Source organism: Streptomyces gardneri, from assembly GCF_006539185.1.
Taxonomy (GTDB): domain Bacteria; phylum Actinomycetota; class Actinomycetes; order Streptomycetales; family Streptomycetaceae; genus Streptomyces; species Streptomyces gardneri.
Genome location: NZ_BJMN01000032.1, coordinates 76,846 through 97,133 on the forward strand (window position 1 = coordinate 76,846; position 20,288 = coordinate 97,133).

At 70.8% G+C, this 20,288-nt stretch carries 17 protein-coding genes and 1 tRNA gene; 5 read left to right on the forward strand and 13 right to left on the reverse strand.

Translation table 11 applies throughout. From position 1 onward, the window contains the following. Positions 1–46 precede the first annotated feature (46 nt). The 6 genes from SGA01_RS24410 to SGA01_RS24435 form a co-directional block, all read right to left on the reverse strand. The gene (locus tag SGA01_RS24410) at positions 47–436 is read right to left on the reverse strand and encodes a type II toxin-antitoxin system death-on-curing family toxin (protein ID WP_141298529.1); all 390 of its coding nucleotides are present in this window, start codon (positions 434–436) and stop codon (positions 47–49) included. Beyond that, positions 433–633 carry a ribbon-helix-helix protein, CopG family gene (locus SGA01_RS24415; protein ID WP_141298530.1) on the reverse strand — a complete coding sequence of 67 codons (201 nt, stop codon included), beginning with the start codon at positions 631–633 and terminating at the stop codon, positions 433–435. Before SGA01_RS24415 ends, SGA01_RS24410 begins: the two co-directional genes overlap by 4 nt. A 41-nt stretch (positions 634–674) precedes the next feature. Then, positions 675–2,168, reverse strand: a complete 1,494-nt coding sequence (locus SGA01_RS24420) for an MFS transporter (RefSeq protein ID WP_141298531.1) — start codon at positions 2,166–2,168, stop codon at positions 675–677. Positions 2,169–2,357: 189 nt separating this feature from the next. After that, positions 2,358–3,143, reverse strand: a complete 786-nt coding sequence (locus tag SGA01_RS24425) for an ABC transporter permease (RefSeq protein ID WP_055643224.1) — start codon at positions 3,141–3,143, stop codon at positions 2,358–2,360. Positions 3,144–3,215: 72 nt separating this feature from the next. Then, a complete protein-coding gene (locus SGA01_RS24430; protein WP_141298532.1) occupies positions 3,216–4,193 on the reverse strand; it encodes an ATP-binding cassette domain-containing protein in 978 nt (325 codons plus the stop codon). A gap of 54 nt (positions 4,194–4,247) precedes the next feature. Beyond that, the gene (locus tag SGA01_RS24435; protein ID WP_141298533.1) at positions 4,248–4,919 is read right to left on the reverse strand and encodes a DUF4097 family beta strand repeat-containing protein; all 672 of its coding nucleotides are present in this window, start codon (positions 4,917–4,919) and stop codon (positions 4,248–4,250) included. Positions 4,920–5,171: 252 nt separating this feature from the next. Between SGA01_RS24435 and SGA01_RS24440 the strand changes: the two genes are divergently transcribed. Together SGA01_RS24440 and SGA01_RS24445 are read left to right on the forward strand one after the other, a co-directional pair. After that, complete coding sequence (locus SGA01_RS24440; protein ID WP_141298534.1) at positions 5,172–5,909, forward strand: helix-turn-helix domain-containing protein; 738 nt, start codon at positions 5,172–5,174, stop codon at positions 5,907–5,909. Positions 5,910–6,028: 119 nt separating this feature from the next. Next, positions 6,029–6,103: transfer RNA gene (locus tag SGA01_RS24445), tRNA-Cys, on the forward strand. A 76-nt stretch (positions 6,104–6,179) separates the two neighbouring features. On the opposite strand, the gene SGA01_RS42615 is transcribed toward SGA01_RS24445, so the two are convergent. From SGA01_RS42615 to SGA01_RS24460, 3 genes are read right to left on the reverse strand one after another with little or no spacing between them, the layout of a single operon-like run. Further along, positions 6,180–6,863: a hypothetical protein gene (locus SGA01_RS42615; protein ID WP_174867449.1), complete on the reverse strand. Its 684-nt coding sequence runs from the start codon at positions 6,861–6,863 to the stop codon at positions 6,180–6,182. A 2-nt stretch (positions 6,864–6,865) separates the two neighbouring features. Next, on the reverse strand, positions 6,866–9,187 hold the full coding sequence (locus SGA01_RS24455) for a hypothetical protein (protein WP_141298535.1): 2,322 nt from the start codon (positions 9,185–9,187) through the stop codon (positions 6,866–6,868). Between the two features lie 15 nt (positions 9,188–9,202). Then, positions 9,203–9,628 (reverse strand): hypothetical protein, encoded by a 426-nt coding sequence (locus SGA01_RS24460; RefSeq protein ID WP_141298536.1) that lies wholly within the window; start codon positions 9,626–9,628, stop codon positions 9,203–9,205. A gap of 351 nt (positions 9,629–9,979) precedes the next feature. On the opposite strand from SGA01_RS24460, the gene SGA01_RS24465 reads away from it, so the two are divergent. From SGA01_RS24465 to SGA01_RS24475, 3 genes are all read left to right on the forward strand, one after another. After that, positions 9,980–11,080 (forward strand): protein kinase family protein, encoded by a 1,101-nt coding sequence (locus SGA01_RS24465; RefSeq protein ID WP_435843252.1) that lies wholly within the window; start codon positions 9,980–9,982, stop codon positions 11,078–11,080. A gap of 83 nt (positions 11,081–11,163) precedes the next feature. Then, a complete protein-coding gene (locus SGA01_RS24470) occupies positions 11,164–13,365 on the forward strand; it encodes a serine/threonine-protein kinase (RefSeq protein ID WP_141298537.1) in 2,202 nt (733 codons plus the stop codon). Between the two features lie 61 nt (positions 13,366–13,426). Then, positions 13,427–15,532, forward strand: a complete 2,106-nt coding sequence (locus SGA01_RS24475) for a serine/threonine-protein kinase (protein WP_141298538.1) — start codon at positions 13,427–13,429, stop codon at positions 15,530–15,532. A gap of 22 nt (positions 15,533–15,554) precedes the next feature. Here the strand turns inward: SGA01_RS24475 and SGA01_RS24480 are convergent, their stop codons facing one another. The 4 genes from SGA01_RS24480 to mycP are packed head-to-tail and all read right to left on the reverse strand — an operon-like array spanning position 15,555 to position 20,239. Then, the gene (locus SGA01_RS24480) at positions 15,555–16,217 is read right to left on the reverse strand and encodes a hypothetical protein (RefSeq protein WP_229917495.1); all 663 of its coding nucleotides are present in this window, start codon (positions 16,215–16,217) and stop codon (positions 15,555–15,557) included. A 5-nt stretch (positions 16,218–16,222) separates the two neighbouring features. Further along, a complete protein-coding gene (locus SGA01_RS24485) occupies positions 16,223–18,541 on the reverse strand; it encodes a DUF6571 family protein (RefSeq protein WP_141298540.1) in 2,319 nt (772 codons plus the stop codon). Positions 18,542–18,592: 51 nt separating this feature from the next. Beyond that, a complete protein-coding gene (locus SGA01_RS24490) occupies positions 18,593–19,009 on the reverse strand; it encodes a hypothetical protein (protein ID WP_141298541.1) in 417 nt (138 codons plus the stop codon). Between the two features lie 45 nt (positions 19,010–19,054). After that, complete coding sequence (mycP, locus tag SGA01_RS24495; protein ID WP_229917577.1) at positions 19,055–20,239, reverse strand: type VII secretion-associated serine protease mycosin; 1,185 nt, start codon at positions 20,237–20,239, stop codon at positions 19,055–19,057. Positions 20,240–20,288 lie beyond the last annotated feature (49 nt).

The window sequence follows — 20,288 nt, forward strand, 5'->3', positions numbered from 1 at the left end:
GGCCGGAACCTCGTATGAAACCGTGCCGTGACTGCACAGTTGCGATTCAGCTCACGTCGGAGGAGATCAGCTCGCGGAGCCCCCTCGCGATCACCTCGACCTCGTCGGTCTCACCGGTCGCGACGGCGACGACCAGGCGTTCCGCGGCGTCGATGTCCGGTCGCAGCTGGACGCCGTTCATGGCGAGGAAGGTGACACAGGACAGCCAGGCCGTGCGCTTGTTCCTGTCGACGAAGGGGCGGCGGTAGGCCAGCGACTGGAGGAGGGCAGCGGCCTTCTCGACAACGCTCGGGTAGACGTCCTTCCCGGAGTGGGCCGACGACGGCCGGTAGGCGGCCTCCGCGACCAGCCCCAGGTCGTGCACGAGCAGTGCGTGTCCGCGCGCGCTGCGGGCGATTCCGACGACGTCCTCGGCCGAGAGGTACACACACGTCATCCGAGTCGCTCCAGGAGCTCGCTCCACCTGGCCGCCTGCTCGCGAGTGGTCTGTCTGACCCTCGCCTCGTGTGCGGTCCGCGCGAGGTAGTCGTCCACGGCCCGGAGCACGAGCGTGTGCATGCTGACCCCTTCCTCCTGGGCGAGCCGCCTCAGCGCCTCGGTCTGGTCGTCGCGGAGACGCAGATTCATGGCCATACCGGGACAGTACTGCCGTACGCCGTCCGGTACCGGCCGTGTCACATACGCGCCACGTGCAACCGCGTAGCGACCCACGCCCCCGCCGCCGCCACCGCCGCCATCGGCAGGAAGACCGCCGCGAAGGCCGTCGGGTGGGAGCCCGTCGTCGCGTGGGCGTTCACCGCGTGGCCGACCGCGCCACCGCCCAGCGCCGCGAAGGCCGCGCCGCCGATCGCGAGGAGCAGGACGTTCGAGAGGCCGTCCGAGATCTGGAGGGCGGCCGAGTTCGCGCCCGCCTCCTCCGGCGCCGAGAGCTTCAGGAGCAGCACGCTCGTCGAGGAGATCACCGCGCCCATGCCGAGGCAGCCGACGGCCCAGGCGGCCGCGACCACCCACACCGGCACCGCCGTGATCAGCACGCTCGGCGCCGCGGCTATCGCGAGCGCGACGAGGACCATCCCGAGGACGACCAGGCGTTCGCGGTACGGCTCCGTCCACGGCCGGGCCTGGATCCACGAGCCGAGCGCCCAGGTGAGGCCGCCGACGGCGAGGGAGAGCCCGGCCAGGGTGACGCTCAGACCGCGCTGGGTGACCAGCATCAGCGGGACGAAGGACTCGGCCGCGATGAAGGACCCGGCGGCGATGCCGCGCAGCAGGATGACCGAGGGCAGGCCGCGCGCCGCCCGGACGGTGCCGCGCGGCAGGAGCCCGCGCACGGCGGGCACGAGGAGCGCGACGCCCGCGGCGGCCGGGAGCAGGGAGAGCCAGCGCAGCTCCTGCCCGGCGTACTGGAGCAGTCCCGCACCGGCCGAGATCGCGAGCGCGAGTGCGATCCGCCGCCGGTCCCAGGGGGTGACGGGCGCCTGCGGGTCGGCGGGTCCCGAGGCGGTCCGGCGTATCGCGGGGAGGGCGAGGGCGAGCGGGAAGACGACGAGGACGGGGATGCCGACGAAGACCCAGCGCCAGCCGAGGTGCTCGGTGATCGTTCCGGAGGCGAGCGGTCCCACGACGGAGGGGACGACCCAGCTCGCGGCGAACGCGGCCATGATCGCGGGCCTGAGGTGTTCCGCGTACGCCCGGCTGACCACCACGTACAGCGCGACGATGACGAGGCCGCCGCCCAGTCCCTGCACGGCCCGGCCGAGGATGAACAGCCACATCGTGCCGGCGGTCCCGGAGAGGAACAGCCCGGCGGCGAAGGCGCTCATGCCGGCGGTGAGGGAGGCGAGCGGGCCGCTCCGGTCGGACCACTGGCCGGCCAGGACCATCGCGAAGAGGCTGGTGGTGAAGTACGCGGAGAAGGCGAAGGCGTAGAGGGAGACGCCGTTCAGCTCGCGGGCGGCGACGGGCATCGCGGTGCCGACGGCGGTGGCCTCGAAGGCGATGAGCAGGACGACGGAGACGATGCCGATGCTGAGCGCCCGGTGGTCACTGTCGAGGACGGACCCCTTGGTGTCGTCGTGTGCGGCACGGGGTCCGGGGCTGTGGGCGGGGCCGGTGGCGACGTCGGTGTCGACGTCGGCGCCGGCCTCGCGGGGTTCGAGGGCGCTCATCCCCCCAGAGTAAGAGGTCAACCACTGAATGACCCCTGTCAGGGATACCGGTCTTTGGTCCTCGGTCTCTGGTCCCGTCCGGGCCGGGAACGCCGACGGGGCGGCGTACTCCGACGCGCTGTCGGTGTACGCCGCCCTCGGGCGGTACGGGGTGCGGGGTGCGGGTGCCGGCCCGCGCTGTCACGGCGGTTACTTCGGGTCGCTGTTGAACTTCGAGGTCGACCAGAAGTAGCCGAGGACGGTGAGACCCACGCACCAGGCGACGGCGAGCCAGCCGTTGTGGCCGATCTCGGTGCCGAGCAGGAGGCCGCGGAGGGTCTCGATGGCCGGGGTGAAGGGCTGGTACTCGGCGATCGGCTGGAACCAGCCGGGCATCGAGGCGATCGGGACGAAGGTGCTGGAGATGAGCGGCAGGAAGATCAGCGGCATCGCGTTGTTGCTGGCGGCCTCGGCGTTCGGGCTGATCAGGCCCATGCCGACGGCGATCCAGGTGAGGGCGGTGGCGAAGAGGACGAGCAGGCCGAAGGCGGCCAGCCACTCCAGGGCGGTCGCGCCGGTGGACCGGAAGCCGATGGCGACGGCGACGGCGCCGACGAGGACCACGCTCATCACGCACTGCAGGACGCTGCCGACGACGTGTCCGACGAGGACCGAGGGGCGGTGGATCGCCATCGTCCGGAAGCGGGCGATGATGCCCTCGGTCATGTCGTTGGAGACAGACACCGCGGTGCCGATGGTCGTGCTGCCGATGGTCATCAGGAGCAGGCCGGGGACGAGGTACGCGATGTAGTCGGCGCGGTCGCCGCCGCCGATGCCGGCGCTCATCGTGTCGCCGAAGATGTAGACGAAGAGCAGCAGGAGCATGACCGGCGTGAGCAGCAGGTTCAGCGTCAGGGACGGGTAGCGGCGGGCGTGCAGGAGGTTGCGGCGCAGCATCGTGGACGAGTCGCGCACGGCGAGGGAGAGGGAGCTCATCGGACGTTCTCCTCGAACTGGTTCGGCTGGGGGGGCTGAGCGGGCTGGGTGAGCTGAGCGGGCCGGGTGGGGCTAGGCGGGCTGGTTGGGCACAGTGGGCCGCATGGCCTGAGCGGGCTGAGCGGGCACCTTCGAGCCGGTGAGGGCGAAGAACACGTCGTCGAGGTCGGGGGTGTGGACGGTCAGTTCGTCCGCCTCGACACCGGCGGAGTCCAGCCGGTCGAGGAGGGACCGCAGTTCGCGCTGGCTGCCGTCGCTGGGGATCCGCAGCGACAGCGAGTCGTCGTCCCCGGACGCCCCAGGGAAGGCGCCGGTGGCGCTCCGGTACGCGGCCGGGTCGGTGAAGCGGAGGCGTACGTGCCCACCGGGGATGAGGCGCTTCAGCTCCTCGGCGGTGCCTTCGGCGGCGATCCTGCCGTCGTTGAGGACGGCGATGCGGTCGGCGAGTTCGTCGGCCTCCTCCAGGTACTGGGTCGTGAGGAAGACGGTGACGCCGTCGGAGACGAGTTCGCGGATGATCTGCCACATGTTGTGACGGCTGCGCGGGTCGAGGCCGGTGGTCGGTTCGTCGAGGAAGATGATCCGCGGGTCGCCGACCAGGGTCATGGCGATGTCGAGCCGGCGCTTCATGCCGCCGGAGTAGGTGGAGGCGGGCTTCTTCGCGGCCTCCGTCAGGTCGAAGCGCTCCAGGAGTTCGGCGGCGACCCGCCGTCCCTCGCGCTTGGAGAGGTGGTGGAGGTCCGCCATGAGGAGCATGTTCTCCTCGCCGGTGATCAGGCCGTCGACCGCGGAGAACTGGCCGGTGACGCCGATCGCGGCCCGGACCGCCTGCGGGGCGGTGGCGAGGTCGTGGCCGCCGATGCGGATCTCGCCGGCGTCGGCACCGACCAGGGTGGAGAGGATCTTGACGGCGGTGGTCTTGCCGGCGCCGTTCGGGCCGAGCAGGGAGAAGATCGTCCCTTCGGGGACGGCCAGGTCGACACCGTCGAGGACGAGCTTGTCGCCGTAGGACTTGCGCAGCCCGTTCGCCGCGATGGCCAGGTCGGTCATGGGGAGTGCTCCTTCAGAGTCTTCGGGCAGTCGCTGCGGGTGGGGGAGTGGCGGTCAGAGGCTGCGGGCGGTGATGTCGCCGTAGGCGGTGGTGGCCTGGATGTTGAGGCCGGCCGTGGCGCCCTCGCTGTTGCGGAGGCTGTTGGTGATACGGCCGAAGGCGGTGCCGGCGTCGAGGGTGGCGGAGACACCGCGGGCGGCGCCGACCTCCAGGTCACCGGCCTCCGTGCGCAGCACGACCTCGCCGCGCATCGCCTCGGCGATCCGGATGTCGCCCTTGCTCGTGGTGATCTGCGCGGCCCCGCCCAGGCGGCCGACCGTGATGCCACCGGCCTGGAGGGTCAGGTGGGCGGCGGCGGTCTCGTCGAGCTTGACCGTGCCCTGCGCGCCCTCGAAGGTGACGTCACCGAGGCGTCCGACGCCGCGGAGGTCGGCGGCGGCCGTCTTCGCCTCGACGTGAGAGCCGGCCGGCAGCTGGACCGTCACCTCGACCGAGCCCGAGTTGCCCAGGATCCGGTTCTTCGGCTGCGCCGCCTCGATCCGCAGCACACCGTCGGCGTAGGCGACCGCGACCTGCTCCGCGGCCTTCACGTCACGGCCCTTCGAGGCGTCCACCGGGAGGACCTCGACCGTGGCGTCGGCCCGGTCGGCGGCGATGAACCGGACCAGACCCGCCGGGACGTCCAGGACGACGGAGACCGGGGCGGTGGTGGCGAACTTGTTCATGACGTACTCCTCGGTTTCTGGGTCGGGGCTCTCGGACTCTTGCCCGCGCCGTTTCCGACAAGAGAAACGCTACGTTGCATTCGAGAGTCGAGCAACAACTTCGTTGCATCAAATCCCCATCACTGCAGGTCAATGCCAGGATTTCATTGCAACCATCCTGAGCCCTAACGCAACGACCGCAATCCTTGCGTTGCAATGAAATGGAAGTGAACGCTATAGTGAAGGCGTCCGAGACGCACAGAGGAGACAGCGATGCCCGGAGGCAGGCTCACCCAGCAGGAACGTCAGCAGATCGCGCTGGGACTGGCCGACGGCCTCGCCTACGCCGAGATCGCCAGACGCCTCGACCGGCCGACCTCGACCATCACGCGCGAGGTGATGCGGAACGGCGGCCCCACCTCCTACCGCGCCGACCTGGCCCACCGCGCGACCGAACGCCGCGCGCACCGGAGCAGGCAGAGCACGCCCCGGAGCCCGGAGGCGCTCCCGCAGGCCCACGGGCGTGACCCCGAGGCCGTGCGCGAGTACGAGGAAGTCCTCACCACCGTCTTCATGCAGTCCGGCATGCCCAAGATGATGTCCGGGGTGATGGCGTGCCTCTGCATCAGCGACACGGGCAGTCTCACCGCGGCCGAACTCGTCCAGCGCCTCCAGGTCAGCCCGGCGACCATCTCCAAGGCGATCGCCTTCCTGGAGAACCAGGCCTTCGTCCGTCGGGAGCGCGACGAGGGCCGCCGCGAGCGCTACACCGTCGACGCCGACGTCTGGTACCAGTCGATGATGGCCAGCGCCCGGGCCACGTCCATGATCGTCGAGACCGCACGGCAGGGCGTCGGCGTCCTCGGGGCCGGCACCCCGGCCGGCACCCGGCTCGAGAACATCGCCCGGTTCCTCGACTACGTCAGCGAGAGCACCGCGCGCGCCGCGGAACAGGCCCGCGCGATCCTCCACACGGCCCCGGAGACGCCCCCGGACACGACGACCGCCTGAGCCCTGCCGGCCCGACTGTGAACGGGGTGTGGCAGCCCCGTTGCAGTCGTATGGCACGGCCCCCGAACCCCTTGAGCCCCTCCCGCCCGCCGCCCTACGGTCGTACCAGTGCACAACACGACCGTGTGCCCGAGTGGTTCAGGGACTCGCCTGCAAAGCGAGGTACGTGGGTTCAATTCCCGCCACGGTCTCCACCGCCTCGACCAGGCGAAAAGCAAGGGCGGCATCCCGGAGGGGATGCCGCCCTTGCTTGCGTTCGTCTATTGCGGCTCACTGCGGCAGGAGCGACTCCGGGATCGTCACCGGGTCCTGGCAGCCCAGCCGCTTCTGGGTGTCCCGCACGAAGGGCGTCAGCAGCTTCCCGGACAGCGTCTCCCTGTCCGTACCGATCCCCTGGCTCCGCACCGACACCTGGAGCGGCAGTTCCCGCTCCTGGCCGGCCGCCGCCCCGGGAACCCGGCAGGGAACCACCGCGACAAGGGCGTCCATCGGCTGCCGCTCCCACTGGACGTACACGTCCTCGGCGGCCTTGGTCCACTTCCGTTGCTTGTCGGCCACGGTCACGGAGTCCATGGTGAAGACGGACCACTGGACCCGTGCGTCGACCCGCCGGATGCTCTCCCCTTCCGCCGTGGACATCCGGCACGGCTCGTACGTGGAGCGCGACAGGTCCTCGCTCCCGGGGACGTACGACCGCGCCTCCTTGAGCATCGCCTCCCCGACCTTCGCCCAGGGCAGGCTCTCGGCGCGGAAGTCGGAGTCGCCCAGGATCGCGCGGGCCGCGGACACACCGCCGGCGCCGAGGACCTCCTCGCAGACCTTCAGCGCCTTCACCGTCTCCGGCCCGGGCCCCTCGGCCTCGCCGTCCCCGCCGCCGGAGCAGCCCGTCAGCGCCGTCAGCGCCGCCGCCAGAGCCACGGCACCGGCAAGAGCCGTCGACCTCGTCGTCTTCAACGTCACTTGTTCCTCGTCAGGTTCTGCACGTCCAGGCGGCCCGCGTCGTAGGAGTGCTCGACCGCCGCCATCAGGTCCCGCCGCTCCTGCTGCGTCATGTGGTGCGTCTCGGCGAGGTTCAGGATCGGGACGGCCGCGGCGGCCTCACCCGCCTTGCTCACGTCCAGGACGGCGCCGTCGGCCTCGTCGTCGTTCTTGTACTCGTTGTCCTTCAGGTACTGCAGCGTGTCGGCGGCGTAGCCCGTGCTGACCGTGGAGCCCACGGTCTCCATGACGAGCGGGACCGCGGTCGCCGCCACGAGCCCGGCGGCGGGGCCGAGGACCACGGCCGAACCGACGCCCACCACCACGGCGACGCTGCCGCTGACGGCCGACTTGCGCCACTCGGCCTGCTTCTCCAGCTCCAGGTTCTTGGCCTCTTCCTGGTCCTTGAAGTCGATGGCGATCTGCGCGACGCGCGACTCGTCGAGGATTCCGTGGACCTTGGTGGCGTTGTGCGCGAAGGTGAGGGCGGAGTCCTTGTCCCCCTCCAGCGCCTTGATGCCACTGGCCTCGAAGACCTGCTGAGCGGCGGACATCGTCTTGTACCCGTCCTCGTCGCTCGCCACGGCGTTCATGAACCTGAGGCTCGCGCCCTCCCCGAAGTCGGTCCGTGAGCTGCCGTCGCTGCTCGCCGGGAAGAGCTGGTCCCGGCCCAGGGAGTCGCCGGTGCCGCCGAAGTTGTAGGTCGAGTAGTTCAGGTCGTCGATGTAGGCCGCGCCCATGTTGCCCAGGCTGTCCATGAGCGTCTTGTGCTGCTCGCGCAGCTCGGTGTTCGTGCCGTACGTGTCGATGACCTGCTTCATGATCTCGGCGGACTTCTCGTCCCGGTGCAGCTGGGGGCTGGGGTCGTCCCAGCCGTGGCCCGTGGTCGCCGCCTCCAGGGCGTGGCCGAGGGCGTCCGGCATGTACCCCATGGTCTTCGTGAGGTCGTCCGGGTTGTGGCCCTCGACGTCGGGGAAGAAGTCGTAGTCCTTGTTCTGGAAGTAGTTCAGGTAGCCGGTCTGGTTCCCGTCCTTCTTCGGGTCCAGGTCGACCGTCCCGCCGAGGCTGCCGTCCTTGTTGTACGAGGTCGGGTCCTTGGAGAAGTACTCCTTCGCCGCCTCCGGGCTGTGGCCGAGCGCCTCCAGCATCGAGATCATCGGGTCGAAGCCCGAGCCGTTGACCCCGGACGGGTTGTACTGGTTCTTCAGCCAACCGGCGCCCATCGGCTTGCTGTTGGCGAAGAGGTACGGGTCCTTGGCGTGGAGCTGGGTGACGTGCTCCGCGATGGGGACGAGGAACTTCGGGTCGTAGTTGCCGTAGCGCATGATGCCGCCGAGCAACTGGTAGCCGAAGGCCGGGTTGTTGTCGTACTTGACGAGGGGGATGCGCTCCGTGCCCAGCTTGCGCATGTCCGTGGACCACTTGTCGGTCCAGGCGTCGCCGCCCTGCGTGGCCGTCGCCAGGTTCATGCCCAGGTTCCGCTGGAGCTCCTGGACGTCCGCGAGGCGTTCCTTGTCGACCTTCGAGTAGTCGTAGGTGTCCGTGGACAGCTGGCCGAAGAACTCCAGGGAGCCCTTCGGGCCGAGGCCGTCGTAGAAGGTCCTGGAGAACTCCTTGGAGCCGCTGTTGTCCTTCAGCAGCTCGTTGAGGCGCATCAGCTCCTCGTGCGAGATGTCCCGGCCCTTCTTGGCCAGGTCGACGGCGCGCTGCGCCTCCTCGGCGTCGAGGCTGGTGTACTTCGGCCCGCTGAAGTTGTGCTTGTCCCCGGTGATGTTGGCCTTGAGCGCGTTGGAGCAGGCCACGTCGGCCTCGGTGCAGACCTCCAGGATCGCCTTGATCCGCTGCTCCATCGCCTGGATGTCGGCGCGTTCCTTGCGCACCAGGTCCTGGAAGTCGGGGTCGTGCCGGGCGCCCGGGTCCTTGATGGCGGAGAGCGGTTCCCTGGCCTCGACGGTGCCGTCGGGCTTCACCCGGAAGCCCTTCGCGGGGGCGTCGGTCTCGGCAATCGCCTTGAGGTCGTCCTTCGCCTTCTTGAAGGCGTTGTAGCCGTCCTCCAGGACCTTGTGGATGCCGTCGGCGGCCTTCGCCGCGTCCTCGAACTCCTTCGCCGTCTTGTCCACGAACGGCTTCGTGACCTCGGCGTTCACACCGCGCCAGTAGTCGTCCCTGGCCTTCGCGGCCATCGTCGTACGGGCGTCCTCGGCGAGCTTGTCCAGCTTGCCCTTCATCGCGGACCAGTCGTCGGCCGCCGCCTTCATCTTGTCGAGCGGCGCGTGGTGCACGTTGTCGTAGGTCAACACAGCGGGGCCCCCGGCCTACTTGAAGTACTCGTCGATCTTGGAGGCCGCCATGGCCGCCCTGATGTCTTCCTCTTCCTTGGCGTGGGAGGCCGCGCTGTAGTCGAGGTGGTTGGAGATGTTGGCGCAGGCGTCGAGCAGCGTGTTCAGCTGCGAGCTCCAGGTCTCCTGCACGGTCGACATCGCGGAGCCCGTGAGGAAGCCGTTGGTCGACATGCCCGTCGCCGCTTCCGTGGTGTTCGTACGCGCGTGGTTGCCGTCCTTGACCAGCCGGCCGTGCAGCGCGTAGGCGGCGCTGCCGATGGCTCCGAGCTTGTCCTGGTCGACGCTGAGGTCGGCGTTGCCGCCGCCCCCGCCGGGCTCCGGGGCGACCTGGTTCAGGCGCATGCTCACGCTGGTCGCGGATGCCGACCGGACCGACGCCCACTCGTCTTCGAACGACATGCTCTCCCCAGTGCGGTGTTCGCGCCGGCGATCGGGTGGTGATCGTGATCGTTCCGGCTTCGCCTCAGCAAGTTCCGTGCCCACGGAATCACGGCGATCGTAGTCGTACGACCAGACGTTCGAGCACTGCCTGCCGCGAATTTCCGCGTGGAGCGAGATCTTCACGATGCTTCACCGTGCACGCAGGCCCACTTCACCTTCGCAACCCGGACAGCCTCGGACGTTCCGGGCCCGCCGCCCTCCCGCCCGTGCCCCGCCGGGCCCCGGCCCGCCGTGACGGCCCGCCGCCTCGGTAGGCTCGACCCGTCCCGGGCCACCCCGGGGCCATCGCAAGGACAGGGGGACCCACCGGTGGAACGGTCGCGCACGCAAGGAGAATCCGGGGCATCCCCGGCGGCGCGAACTGCCCCTGACCGGCCCTCGGCACCGGCCCGGCCCGCGGCCCAGGAACGCCCGGCCGCCCAGGACCGCCGGATCGGCCCGTACCGGCTCATCACCCGCCTCGACCCGCCCGGCACCGCCGTCCCCTGCCGCCGCTTCGTGGCCCGCACCCCGGACGGCGCCCGTACGGTCCTCCTGAGCACCCCGCTGCCCGGCACCGACCCGGCGCGCTTCGCCGCCGAGGCCACCGCGGCCCGGCACCTGCTCGGCCCGTGGATCGCCCCGGTGACGGACGTGGCCGAACCGACGGGAGCGGCAGGAGTGGCGGGATCGGCAGACCCCACTGGTTCCGCCGGACCCACCGGACCCACCGGACCCACCAGTCCCACAGGCCCCACCGGTCCGGCCTGGTACGCCAGCCCCTACGTGCCCGCGCTCCCCCTCCCCGTAGCCCTCGCCGTCCACGGCGGCCCGCTGCCCGAGGCCACCGTCCGCGCCGTCGGCGCCGCCCTCGCCGAGGCGCTCGCCGCCGCGCACTCCCAGGGCCTCACCCACGCCGGGGTCTCCCCCGCCGCCGTCCTGCTCACCGCCGACGGCCCCCGGCTGAGCTGCTTCGGCGCGGTACGGGCCGCCGCGGCGGACGGCGAGCCGCGCACCGGGCTGCCGGGCCTCGACCCGGGGGCGCTCGCCCCCGAACAGGCCTCGGGCGGCCGGCCGCGACCGCCGGGCGACGTCTTCGCCCTCGGTGCGGTCCTCGCGTACGCCGCCACCGGCCACACCGTGCCCGAACGCGAGGAACTCCCGCCCGCCCTGCGCGAGGTGGTCTCCTCCTGCCTGGCCCGCGACCCGGCCGACCGTCCGACGGCGGGCGCCCTGATGGCCTCGCTCGCACCGCCGACCGCGCACCAGACGGTGCTGAACTCGGCCGGTACCCTGCTCACCCCCGGCTGGCTGCCGGGCCGGGTGATCGCCGCGCTCGCCCGCCAGTCGGCGGAGCTGCTCGCCGCCGAACTCCCCGAGCTGCCGGAACAGACGGTCCCCGCGGAACACGCGACACCCGCCCGCGCCTGAAGCGGGACGCTACGGGCCCACAGGCCCACCCCGCCCTCGCCCCGAGCTCTCCCCCTCACCCTCGATCCGACGGACCTGACCTCATGCTGTCGCCCCTGACCCACGACGACCCGGCCGCCGTCGCCACGTACCGCCTCCTCGCCCGCCTCGGCTCCGGCGGCATGGGCACGGTCTATCTGGCGCGCACGCCCGGCGGCCGTACGGTCGCTCTGAAGACCGTGCACGCCCGGCTCGCCACCGATCCCGCCTTCCGCGCCCGCTTCCGGCTGGAGACGGACGCGGCGCGGATCATCGGCGCGCGCCACGGCGCGGCCGTCGTCGACGCCGACCCGCTCGCCGAGACCCCGTGGCTGGCCACGGAGTACGTCCTCGGTCCGCCGCTCGACGACGCCGTCGCGCTCGGCGGCCCGCTCCCCGAGCCGACCGTCCGCGCGCTCGGCGCGGCGCTCGCCGGGGCCCTCGCCCAGCTGCACTCCTCGGACGTGGTCCACCGCGACCTGAAGCCCTCGAACGTCCTGGTCACCGCGTACGGCCCGAAGATCATCGACTTCGGCATCGCCCGCGCGGCCGGTGACGACCACCTGACCCGTACGGGAGCGGCGGCCGGCACCCCCGCCTTCATGTCCCCGGAGCAGGCGAGCGGCCAGGAACACCCCCCGGCCGGCGACGTGTTCGCGCTCGCGGGCGTCCTGGTCTTCGCCGCCTCCGGCCACGGCCCCTTCGGTACGGGCTCTCCGGCGGACCTCCTGTACCGCGTGCGCTACGCCGAGCCCGACCTGACCGGCGTACCGGAAGCGCTGCTGCCGCTCCTGACGGCCTGCCTCGCCAAGGACCCGGCGGCCCGCCCCACCACCGGCGACCTGATCGCTCATCTCCACGACGGCCACGGCGAGTTCGCCGACCACCTCCCGCCGCTCCTGCTCGCCGACATCGCCCGCCGCGCGACGGACGTCTGGCTCCACGCACCGCACCGCCTGCCGGTCCCGGCGGGAGCCGCGTTCGCGGAGACCGCCCCGAGCACCCCGCTCTCCCGCCGCCGCGCCCTCACCCTGGGCAGCGGCTCCGTCCTGGGCCTCGCGGGAGCGGGCGCGGGGGTGTGGGCGTGGCTGAACTCCCGTGACACGGAGGGCGGTACGGCCACGGGCGGCACCCCGACCCCGACCGGCCCCACGGCGATCCCGGCCACGACGGCCGCCGACGGCGCACCCGCGGCGCTGTGGCAGCAGGACGACGTCCTCGACCGCGAGGAGCGCATCACCCCGCTGCTGGCCGGTGCCGACGTCGTGGGTCTCGCCGAGACGGTCTCCTTCCGCGCCGTCGACACGAAGACCGGCAGCGAACTCTGGGCCGATTCCAAGGTCAGGGAACCCCACCAGATCACCACCGACGGAACGAACTTCTACGTCTCCGACGGCAACTTCGAGGGACCGGGCGCCCTGATGATCCGCACGCTCGCGGCGCGCACCGGCAAGGAGACGGCCAAGACCATCACGCTCAAGGGCATCGACGGGACGACCACGGAGCTCCTCGCCGCGGTCGGCAGCACCCTCTTCACCGCCTCGCGCCTGGGCAAGCGGGAGAGCGACTCGGACGCGAACCAGATCGGCTGGCACCTGCTCGCCGTCAACCTGCGCACGGGCAAGGAGGCATGGCGGCAGCCGTACGCATGGGACGGCGTCCGCCCCTGGCTCGCCCAGGTCGTCGGCGACCAGCTGATCCTCGGCAAGAACAGCGGCGACCTGGACACCTTCCTGGTCCAGTCGCGGGACGTGCGCACGGGGCGGCAGCTGTGGAAGCGACGGCTGCCGCTGAAGGACTCCGCCGCCTTCAAGCCCGGCCATCTCGCGCTCGACGACCGGCACATCTATCTGGGCGGCGACCGACTCCGGGCGCTGCGCCTCACCGACGGCGGGATCGCCTGGGAGTACGGCTCCGGTACCGGCAGCACCAACTACGGGGTGCCGACCGTCTCGCGCGGGATCGTCTACGCGCAGGAGGCCGGGGACACGCAGGGAATCGTGGCGGTCAGGGCTCCGGCCGGCATCCGCGCCTGGCGGCAGTCGCCCTCCGACCGTCCCCTCACCCCCGAGTTCTTCACGGCGCCCGTCGTCGGCGAGAGGTACGTGTACGCCCCCGTGCGGGGCGGCCTGAACGCCGTCGATCCGCTCAACAGCCGCTCGGCCTGGGTGTTCCAGACGGACGCCACGCGGTACGTCGTCGACAAGGAGCGGACCCGCATCATCGGCGCCGGGGAGTCGTCCGTCGTGGCCATCCCCTACGCCTGAGCACTCTCCCCCGCCTCCCCCATCTCCCCCATCTCCCCCACCGAACCGGAAAGCACTCCTCGTGACCACGCAGCCCCTCGCCACCGGCGACCCGCTCCGGCTCGGCCCGTACCGCCTCCTCGGCGTCCTCGGCGAGGGCGGCATGGGCAAGGTGTACGTCGGCCGGGACACCTCCGGCACCCCCGCGGCCGTCAAGGTCCTCCGCCCCGAGCTCGCCCACGACCAGCACCTCGCCCAGCGCTTCGTCCGCGAGGCCGACATGGCGCGGGCCGTCACGAGCCACGGCGTGGCCCGGGTCCTCGACGCGCAGACGGAGGGCGGGCGGCCGTGGATCGCCGCCGAGTTCCTCGCCGGTCCGACGCTGGACGTCGCCGTCCGTGAGTACGGGCCGATGGACGTGCCGACGGTCCGCGCCCTCGCCGCCCACCTCGCCCGCACGCTCCACGACATCCACGCCGCCGGGCTCGTGCACCGCGACCTGAAGCCCGCGAACATCGTGCTCACCTCGACCGGGCCGCGGATCATCGACTTCGGCATCGCCCGCCCCGAGCACGGCCTCACCCTCACCACGACGGGGCAGATCCCGGTCACCCCGGGGTACGGGGCGCCTGAGCAGGTCCTCGGGCAGCGCGTCGGCCCGGCCTCCGACGTCTTCTCGCTCGGCGCGGTCCTCGCGTACGCGGCGAGCGGCCGGCGCACCTTCGACGCCGCCCATGTGGCGGCGGTGCAGTACGAGGTCGTCCACGGCACCCCGGACCTGAGCCTGGTGCCGCCGGAGCTCCAGGAGCTGATCGGCCCGTGCCTGGCGAAGGACCCGGCGTTCCGCCCGGCTCCGCCGCAGGTGGCACAGGCCTTCGCCCCGCCGAAGGGCGCCGACCGCGCCTGGCGCAAGGGCCCGCTCGCCGAGGACATCAAGCGGCGCGAGTCCTCCACGAAGCGCCTGGCGGCCCCCGAGGAGACCGCCGTGCCCGGCGGCAGGCCGTCCCGGCGCCGCTTCCTCACCGGCGCGGCCGTGGGCGTGGCGGTCCTGGGCGCCGGTGGCGGGGCGGGCGCCTGGTGGCTGAACCGCGGCGAGGCGAAGTCGCCGACCGCCGACGTGCCGCCCGCCGTGCCGACCCCCGAGGCGGCCTTCATCTCGATCGTCGACAGCCCGTACGGCGAGACCCCCGACCCCCTGTGGGGTCCCCAGGACGTCGCGGCGCCCGACGGAGAACTCCCGCTCCCCGTACGAGATGTACTGATCGTGCAGGCGAGGACGGGCGGACTGCTCGCGCTCTCCGTCAAAACCGGCAAGGAGCGGTGGCGGGCCAAGGACATCGACGCAGACGCCGGATTCGTCTCCGTCGCCGACCGGCTCGTCGTGGGCGTCGACAAGAACGGCGTCGCACACGCCTTCGTCGCCTCCACCGGCAAGCCCGTCTGGCAGAGCCAGAACGACGTCGACGACCTCCTCGCCGCCGACGACACCCACGTCTACCTGGTGTCGAAGGACAACGAGCTGCGCGCGCTCAACGCCTGGACCCTCGCCACCACCTGGACGCGCCCGATGACGTCCCCCCGCTCCCAGAACGGCCCCGCGAAGGCCGCCGTCGGCAGGAAGCGGCTCGTGATCCACGGCCGGGACGGCTACGTCGCCGGGCTCTACACCGAGACCGGCGAGACGGACTGGGAGGTCAAGAACCAGGGCACCGACGGGCAGCCCCCCGTCATCGGCGACAACATCGCCTACCTCGTCAGCCGCTCGCTCATGGCCCGCCGCCTCGACCGCGGCGACTTCCTGTGGGAGCAGGAGCTCCTCAGCGACACGAGTGACCCCTGGGGCACGCCGGCCGTGGACGGCGAATACGTCATCGCCGCCCACGGCTACACCGTCAATCGCTACAGCACCATGCCGGACACGCGCTACCCGGTCTCGGACTGGTACGCGATCCTGGACGGCCTGGGTCCGGACGCCGGGACGCTCAACCCTCCCGCCGTGGCGGGCTCGACGGTCTGGCTCCACTCACCCGACAACAGCCACGTCCAGGTCCTTCACAAGATCACCAACAAGCCGCTCTTCACGGCGAAGATCGAACGACAGGGCGCCTACCAGCTCGTGAGCGACGGCAACCGCGTCTTCATCGCCCGCGGCGGCAAGATCTTCGCCATGCCGGTGTACGGCAGGTAGGACGGCCTCCGGTCCGTTCGTCTCAGGACGTCGGGTTCGCGGTGGGCGAGGGCACACCCGTCGCGAGCCCGTCCTTCTCGCAGCCCAATTCGGCGGAGACGTGCCTGGCCGCGGCGTTGGCGAGGGTGATCAGCCGGGTGCGCTGCTCCAGGTCCGTTTCCGGGACGCCCGCCGGGCCCCAGATGGTCGTCTCGACGACGATCTCGTGGGCGGCTGCCTTGGGGCGGCAGGAGAAGTAGACAGAGCCCAGGCTGGAGGAGGTGAAGGCCTCAAGCCCCGAGGTGTAGGAGGTCACCTTCTTGGCCAGCCTGGAGTCCAGGTACGGGCCCTTCCCCACCGCGCCCACCTCGATCTTGAGGTCCTTCTGGCCGCCCTCTGCGGGTCGGAGGCCGCAGTACGTCACCGGCTGCGGCCGGTAGGAGTCGGCCCACGTCGAGGCCGCGTCCTCACGCAGCCTGTCGATGGCCTTGTCCGGCTTCGAGTAGTTGTCCTCGAAGCGGTCACCGCCCAGGACGGCCTTGAGCGCGGCCGTGGAGGCCGCGTCCTTGGCGAACCCGCCGCAGGCCGCGGCCGCCGTCAGGCCCTCAGGTTCCTTCGAGGCTTCCCCGCCGTCGCCACCGGAGCAGCCCGTGAGGAGGGCGGCCACGGCTGCGGCCGCCCCGAGTCGTGTCAGCGCGGAACGCATGGACGTCACTTCTTCTCGTACGGGTCGGGGAGCGAGTTGTCGCGGGAGTGCATGCGCGAGTCCCGGACGTACTTGACCAGCTCCTCGTCGAGGTAGTTCCGGTCCCGCTCGCTCCAGCCGGGGGCGTTCGCGTAGGCGATGCCCGGCCTGAGCGAGTTCTCCTTGCCCATGGCCAGTGCCTCGTCCTTCAGGTCGTCGGACTTCTTCTTGAGCAGTTCGTCCTTCTCGTACTTCTCGGCCATGTCGTCCGCTTCCATGCCGATGAAGGTCACCACGGCCCCGCCCACCGTCTCGGCGGCCAGCGGTACGAGTACGCCACCGGCGCCACCGGTCAGGGCGACGACACCGCCCGCGGCGACCGCGCCGACCCCGAACTTGACCCATTCGGTCGTCTTGCCGACGGCCTTCTTGTGCTCCTCGGAGTCCTTCTCGTAGTCCTTGTCGATCTGCGCCATACGGGACTCGTCCATGATTCCCTGCGCCTCCGACCCGATGCGCAGGGTCGTCCGGGCGTCGGTGAGGTCCCGGTCCTCGAAGGTCGATCCGGGCTTGGGGCCCACCTCGTCGAGGACGCTCGTCGTGTACAGCATCTCGGCCGCCGAGAGGGTGGAGTGCCCGGTCTCGCTCTGCGACACGATGCCCATGAAGTTGACGGCGTCGCCGCGGTTCCAGAGGAGCCCGGTGTCGAACTCCTCGCCGAACCGGGACTTGCCCTTGTCGTCGTTGTTGCCGAAGGGCGAGTTCTTCTTCTCCTCCATCGTCGTGTCGCTGTCCGTCTCCAGGGAGCGGTTCAGCTCGTCGATGTAGGCGGCGCCCATCTTGCCGAGGCTGTCGTCGATGCCCGGCTGCTTGTGCATGTACTTGGGGTCGTCGCCGTACCGCTCGACGACCTTCTGCATGACTTCCGCGTTCTCCTTGGTCCGCACGTCCTTGAGACCCTCGGTCTCGGCGTCGTACGGGTGGCCGGTGGTCGCGGACTCCAGGGCGTGACCGAGCGCGTTGTAGCCGGGCTCCTTGGTCCTGTCACCCTTGTCGTTGAGCTCCTCGGGCCACTGACGGTCCTTGGTGAAGTAGTCGAACGGGTCGAGCTTCTTGTTGTCCTTGGTGTTCTCGGGCGTGACATCGATGCTGCTGTTGAAGAAGTCCGTCGACGCCTTGGGGTTGTGCCCGAGCCCCTCCATGAAACCGATCATGGGGTCGTTGCCCAGGTCGCCGCCCTGCCAGTTCAGGTGGCTCGGCATGCCGCCCATCGCGTGCCAGGCACGGTCGGCGGGCAGCCGCCCGTCGTGGGTCATCTTCCGCTCGGTGACGACGAGACCGTTGCCGTAGTCCTTCAGGAACTTGTCGTCGTAGTCGCCGACCCGCATCAGGTTGCTCATGACCTGGAAGCCGTAAGGGCTGGTGCCGCGCGTCTGGATGGGCTCGCCGCCGGCCTTGATGACGTCGGCCTTCCACTGCTCCATCTCGGGGCTCGTGGAATGGGTCGCGGTGGCGAGCGTCATACTCCAGTTCGTCTGGAGCTCCTTCAGCTTGTCCCGGTGGTCGACACCGAGGCGCGAGCCGTCGCTCGGGTCGCCCATGTCGGCCCAGTACTCCATGCTGCCCTTCGGCCCGACCTCCAGGGCGAACTTCTCGGCGAAGTACGGGTCCTTCTGGTTGGCCTTGAAGAGGGCGTTGAGCTTGTCGATCTCCGCCGGGGTGGCCTCGTCGCCCTTCTTGTACAGCTCGTAGGCGGCGTGCGCGTCCTCGGCGTCCTGCGCCTTCGAGGCGGCGGCGAGCGAGTCGTAGCTCGTGCCGGAGAAGTTGTTCTGGTCGGAGCCGACGAGGCCGCGGAGCGCGCGCGATGCCACGTCGTCGGCGTTGTTCGCCCGGTCCATCGCGGCCTTGATGGACGACCGCATGGCCTCGAAGTCGGCCTGCTCGGGCTTGGGACCGTCGTAGTCCTTCGCCCGGCGGTCGGGGTGGATCAGGTAGCTGACGACACCGTCCTGGTCGATGCGGATGCCCTTGCCGGGGGCCTCCGCGACCAGCTTCTCCAGCTCGCTCTTCGCGGCGGAGAACTCGGACTCCGCGTCCCGCAGGATGTTGCGGATGCTGGTCGCCCCGATGAGGGCGTCGCCGAACTCCTTGGCCGTCTTCCGGACGAACTCCCGGGTCACCCCGGCGTTCTCGCCCTTCCAGTCGGCCTTGTCGGCCTTGCCCTTGAGGCCGGTGTCGGCCTTCTCCTTGGACTTCTCCAGCTTGGACACCGCCTCCGACCAGACCGTGGCCGCCTCCTTGAGGCCGCCGAGCCGGGCGTGGAGAACCTGGTCGAACTTCAGCATCTAACGTCCCTCGTCAGCCGTTGCCGTGCCGTGCGCCGTGCCGTCGTCGGCTTACTTGAAGTGCTCGTTGATCGTGGACATGGAGAAGTTCGTGACCAGCACTTCTTCATGGTTGGCGTGGCTGATGACCGTGTCCTCAAGGTGGTTGTGGATGTGCGCGCAGGCGCTGAGGAGCGTCTCGGCCTGGCCGCGCCAGGTGTCCCACATGGTCCACATCGCGGATCCGGTCAGGAACCCGTCGCCGTCGAGGCTCTTGGCCGCCGCGTCCGTCTGGGCGCCCGCGTGGAAGGCGTCCCGCTCGAACCAGTGGAAGAGCTCCTGGGCCTCGTTGCCGATGGCCTTGAGATCGGCGGACGTCACCTTGTAGTCGCTGGCGCCACCGCCTCCGCCGGATTCGGCGGGCACACCGTTGAGCCTCATGGCAGCGCTCTCGCTGCGGACTTGGCCCCACTCCTCGTCGAACGACATCTATTTCCCCATGTGAGTCACGGACGTTCAGCGGTACGGGAGTACTCAGCCCCGCCGCGAACGGAGTACGGGTACGGCGACGCCGACCCCCAGAAGCACGGCCGCACCGATTCCGAGCCCGATCCAGAGCCCGGTGTCGCCGCCTTCCTCGGCGGCGGCCTGCGGGGCCGGCGCGGGGGCGACGGTGGTGGTCTCCACCGGACCGGGGTCGGCCGAGGGCAGGGTTTCGGGAGCGGAAGGCGTGGCGGTCGCGACCTCGGTGAGGTCGTCGATCGGCCGGACGTCGGCCGGGCCGGGGTCGCCGGGCGTCTTCAGCGTACGAAGGGGACGGATGGCTCCGTACCCGAGGAAGTCACTGCGCTTCTCGCCCCCGGCGGGCTTGGAGACGGTGTTGAGCATGACCTTCAGGACCTGGTTGTTGGTCCAGTCGGGGTGCTTCGACCAGAGGAGCGCGGCGGCGGCGGAGGCGAGGGCGGTGGCGTCACTGGTACCGACGGTCGTGCACATGCCCGTGCCACCGCCGCATGCGTGCACCATGTCCTTGCCGGGCGCGACGATGTCGACCTGGTCACCGTGCTGGGACATCGGGACGTGCATCCCCTTGTTGTCGACGGCTCCGACACCGACGACGCCGGGCGTCGCTGCCGGATACATCTGCCTGTTGCCCTTCTCGGCGTCGTTGCCGACACCGGCGAAGACCAGAGCGCCCTTGTCCAGGGCGTACTTCACCGATTCCGTGAGCTTCGACGAGCCCGCTCCCACCGCCATCGAGATGTTGATGACCTTGGCCCCGGAGTCGACGGCGTAGCGGATCGCGTCGGGCACGACCCGGTTGAACTCCTCGTCGGCTGCCGCCTGGCTCTTCGTGCCGCTGTCCCCACCCGACACGCGCACAGGGAGGATCTTCGCGCCAGGGGCCAGCCCGAACGCTCCGTTGCCGCCGTCGCGTTCACCGGTGCCCGCGATGAGCCCCGCCATACCGGTGCCGTGACCGTTGTAGTCGGTGTACTCGTCGCCCGGATTGTCCGTGGCGAAATCCTTGCCCTTGAGGACCTGGCCCCGAAGATCGGGGTTCTGCTTCTCCACCCCGGTGTCGATCACGGCTACCGTGACGCCCTTGCCCGTGCTGAGCTGCCAGATCTCCTCGGCGCCCATGGCGTCCAGGTGCCACTGCTGGGCACGGAAGTCCTCCGCATGGGCGGGGACGGAAGCGATGCCCACCAGCAGCATCCCCAAGGCGGCCGAGGCGGTGACTCGGGCACTGCTCCGACGAATACTG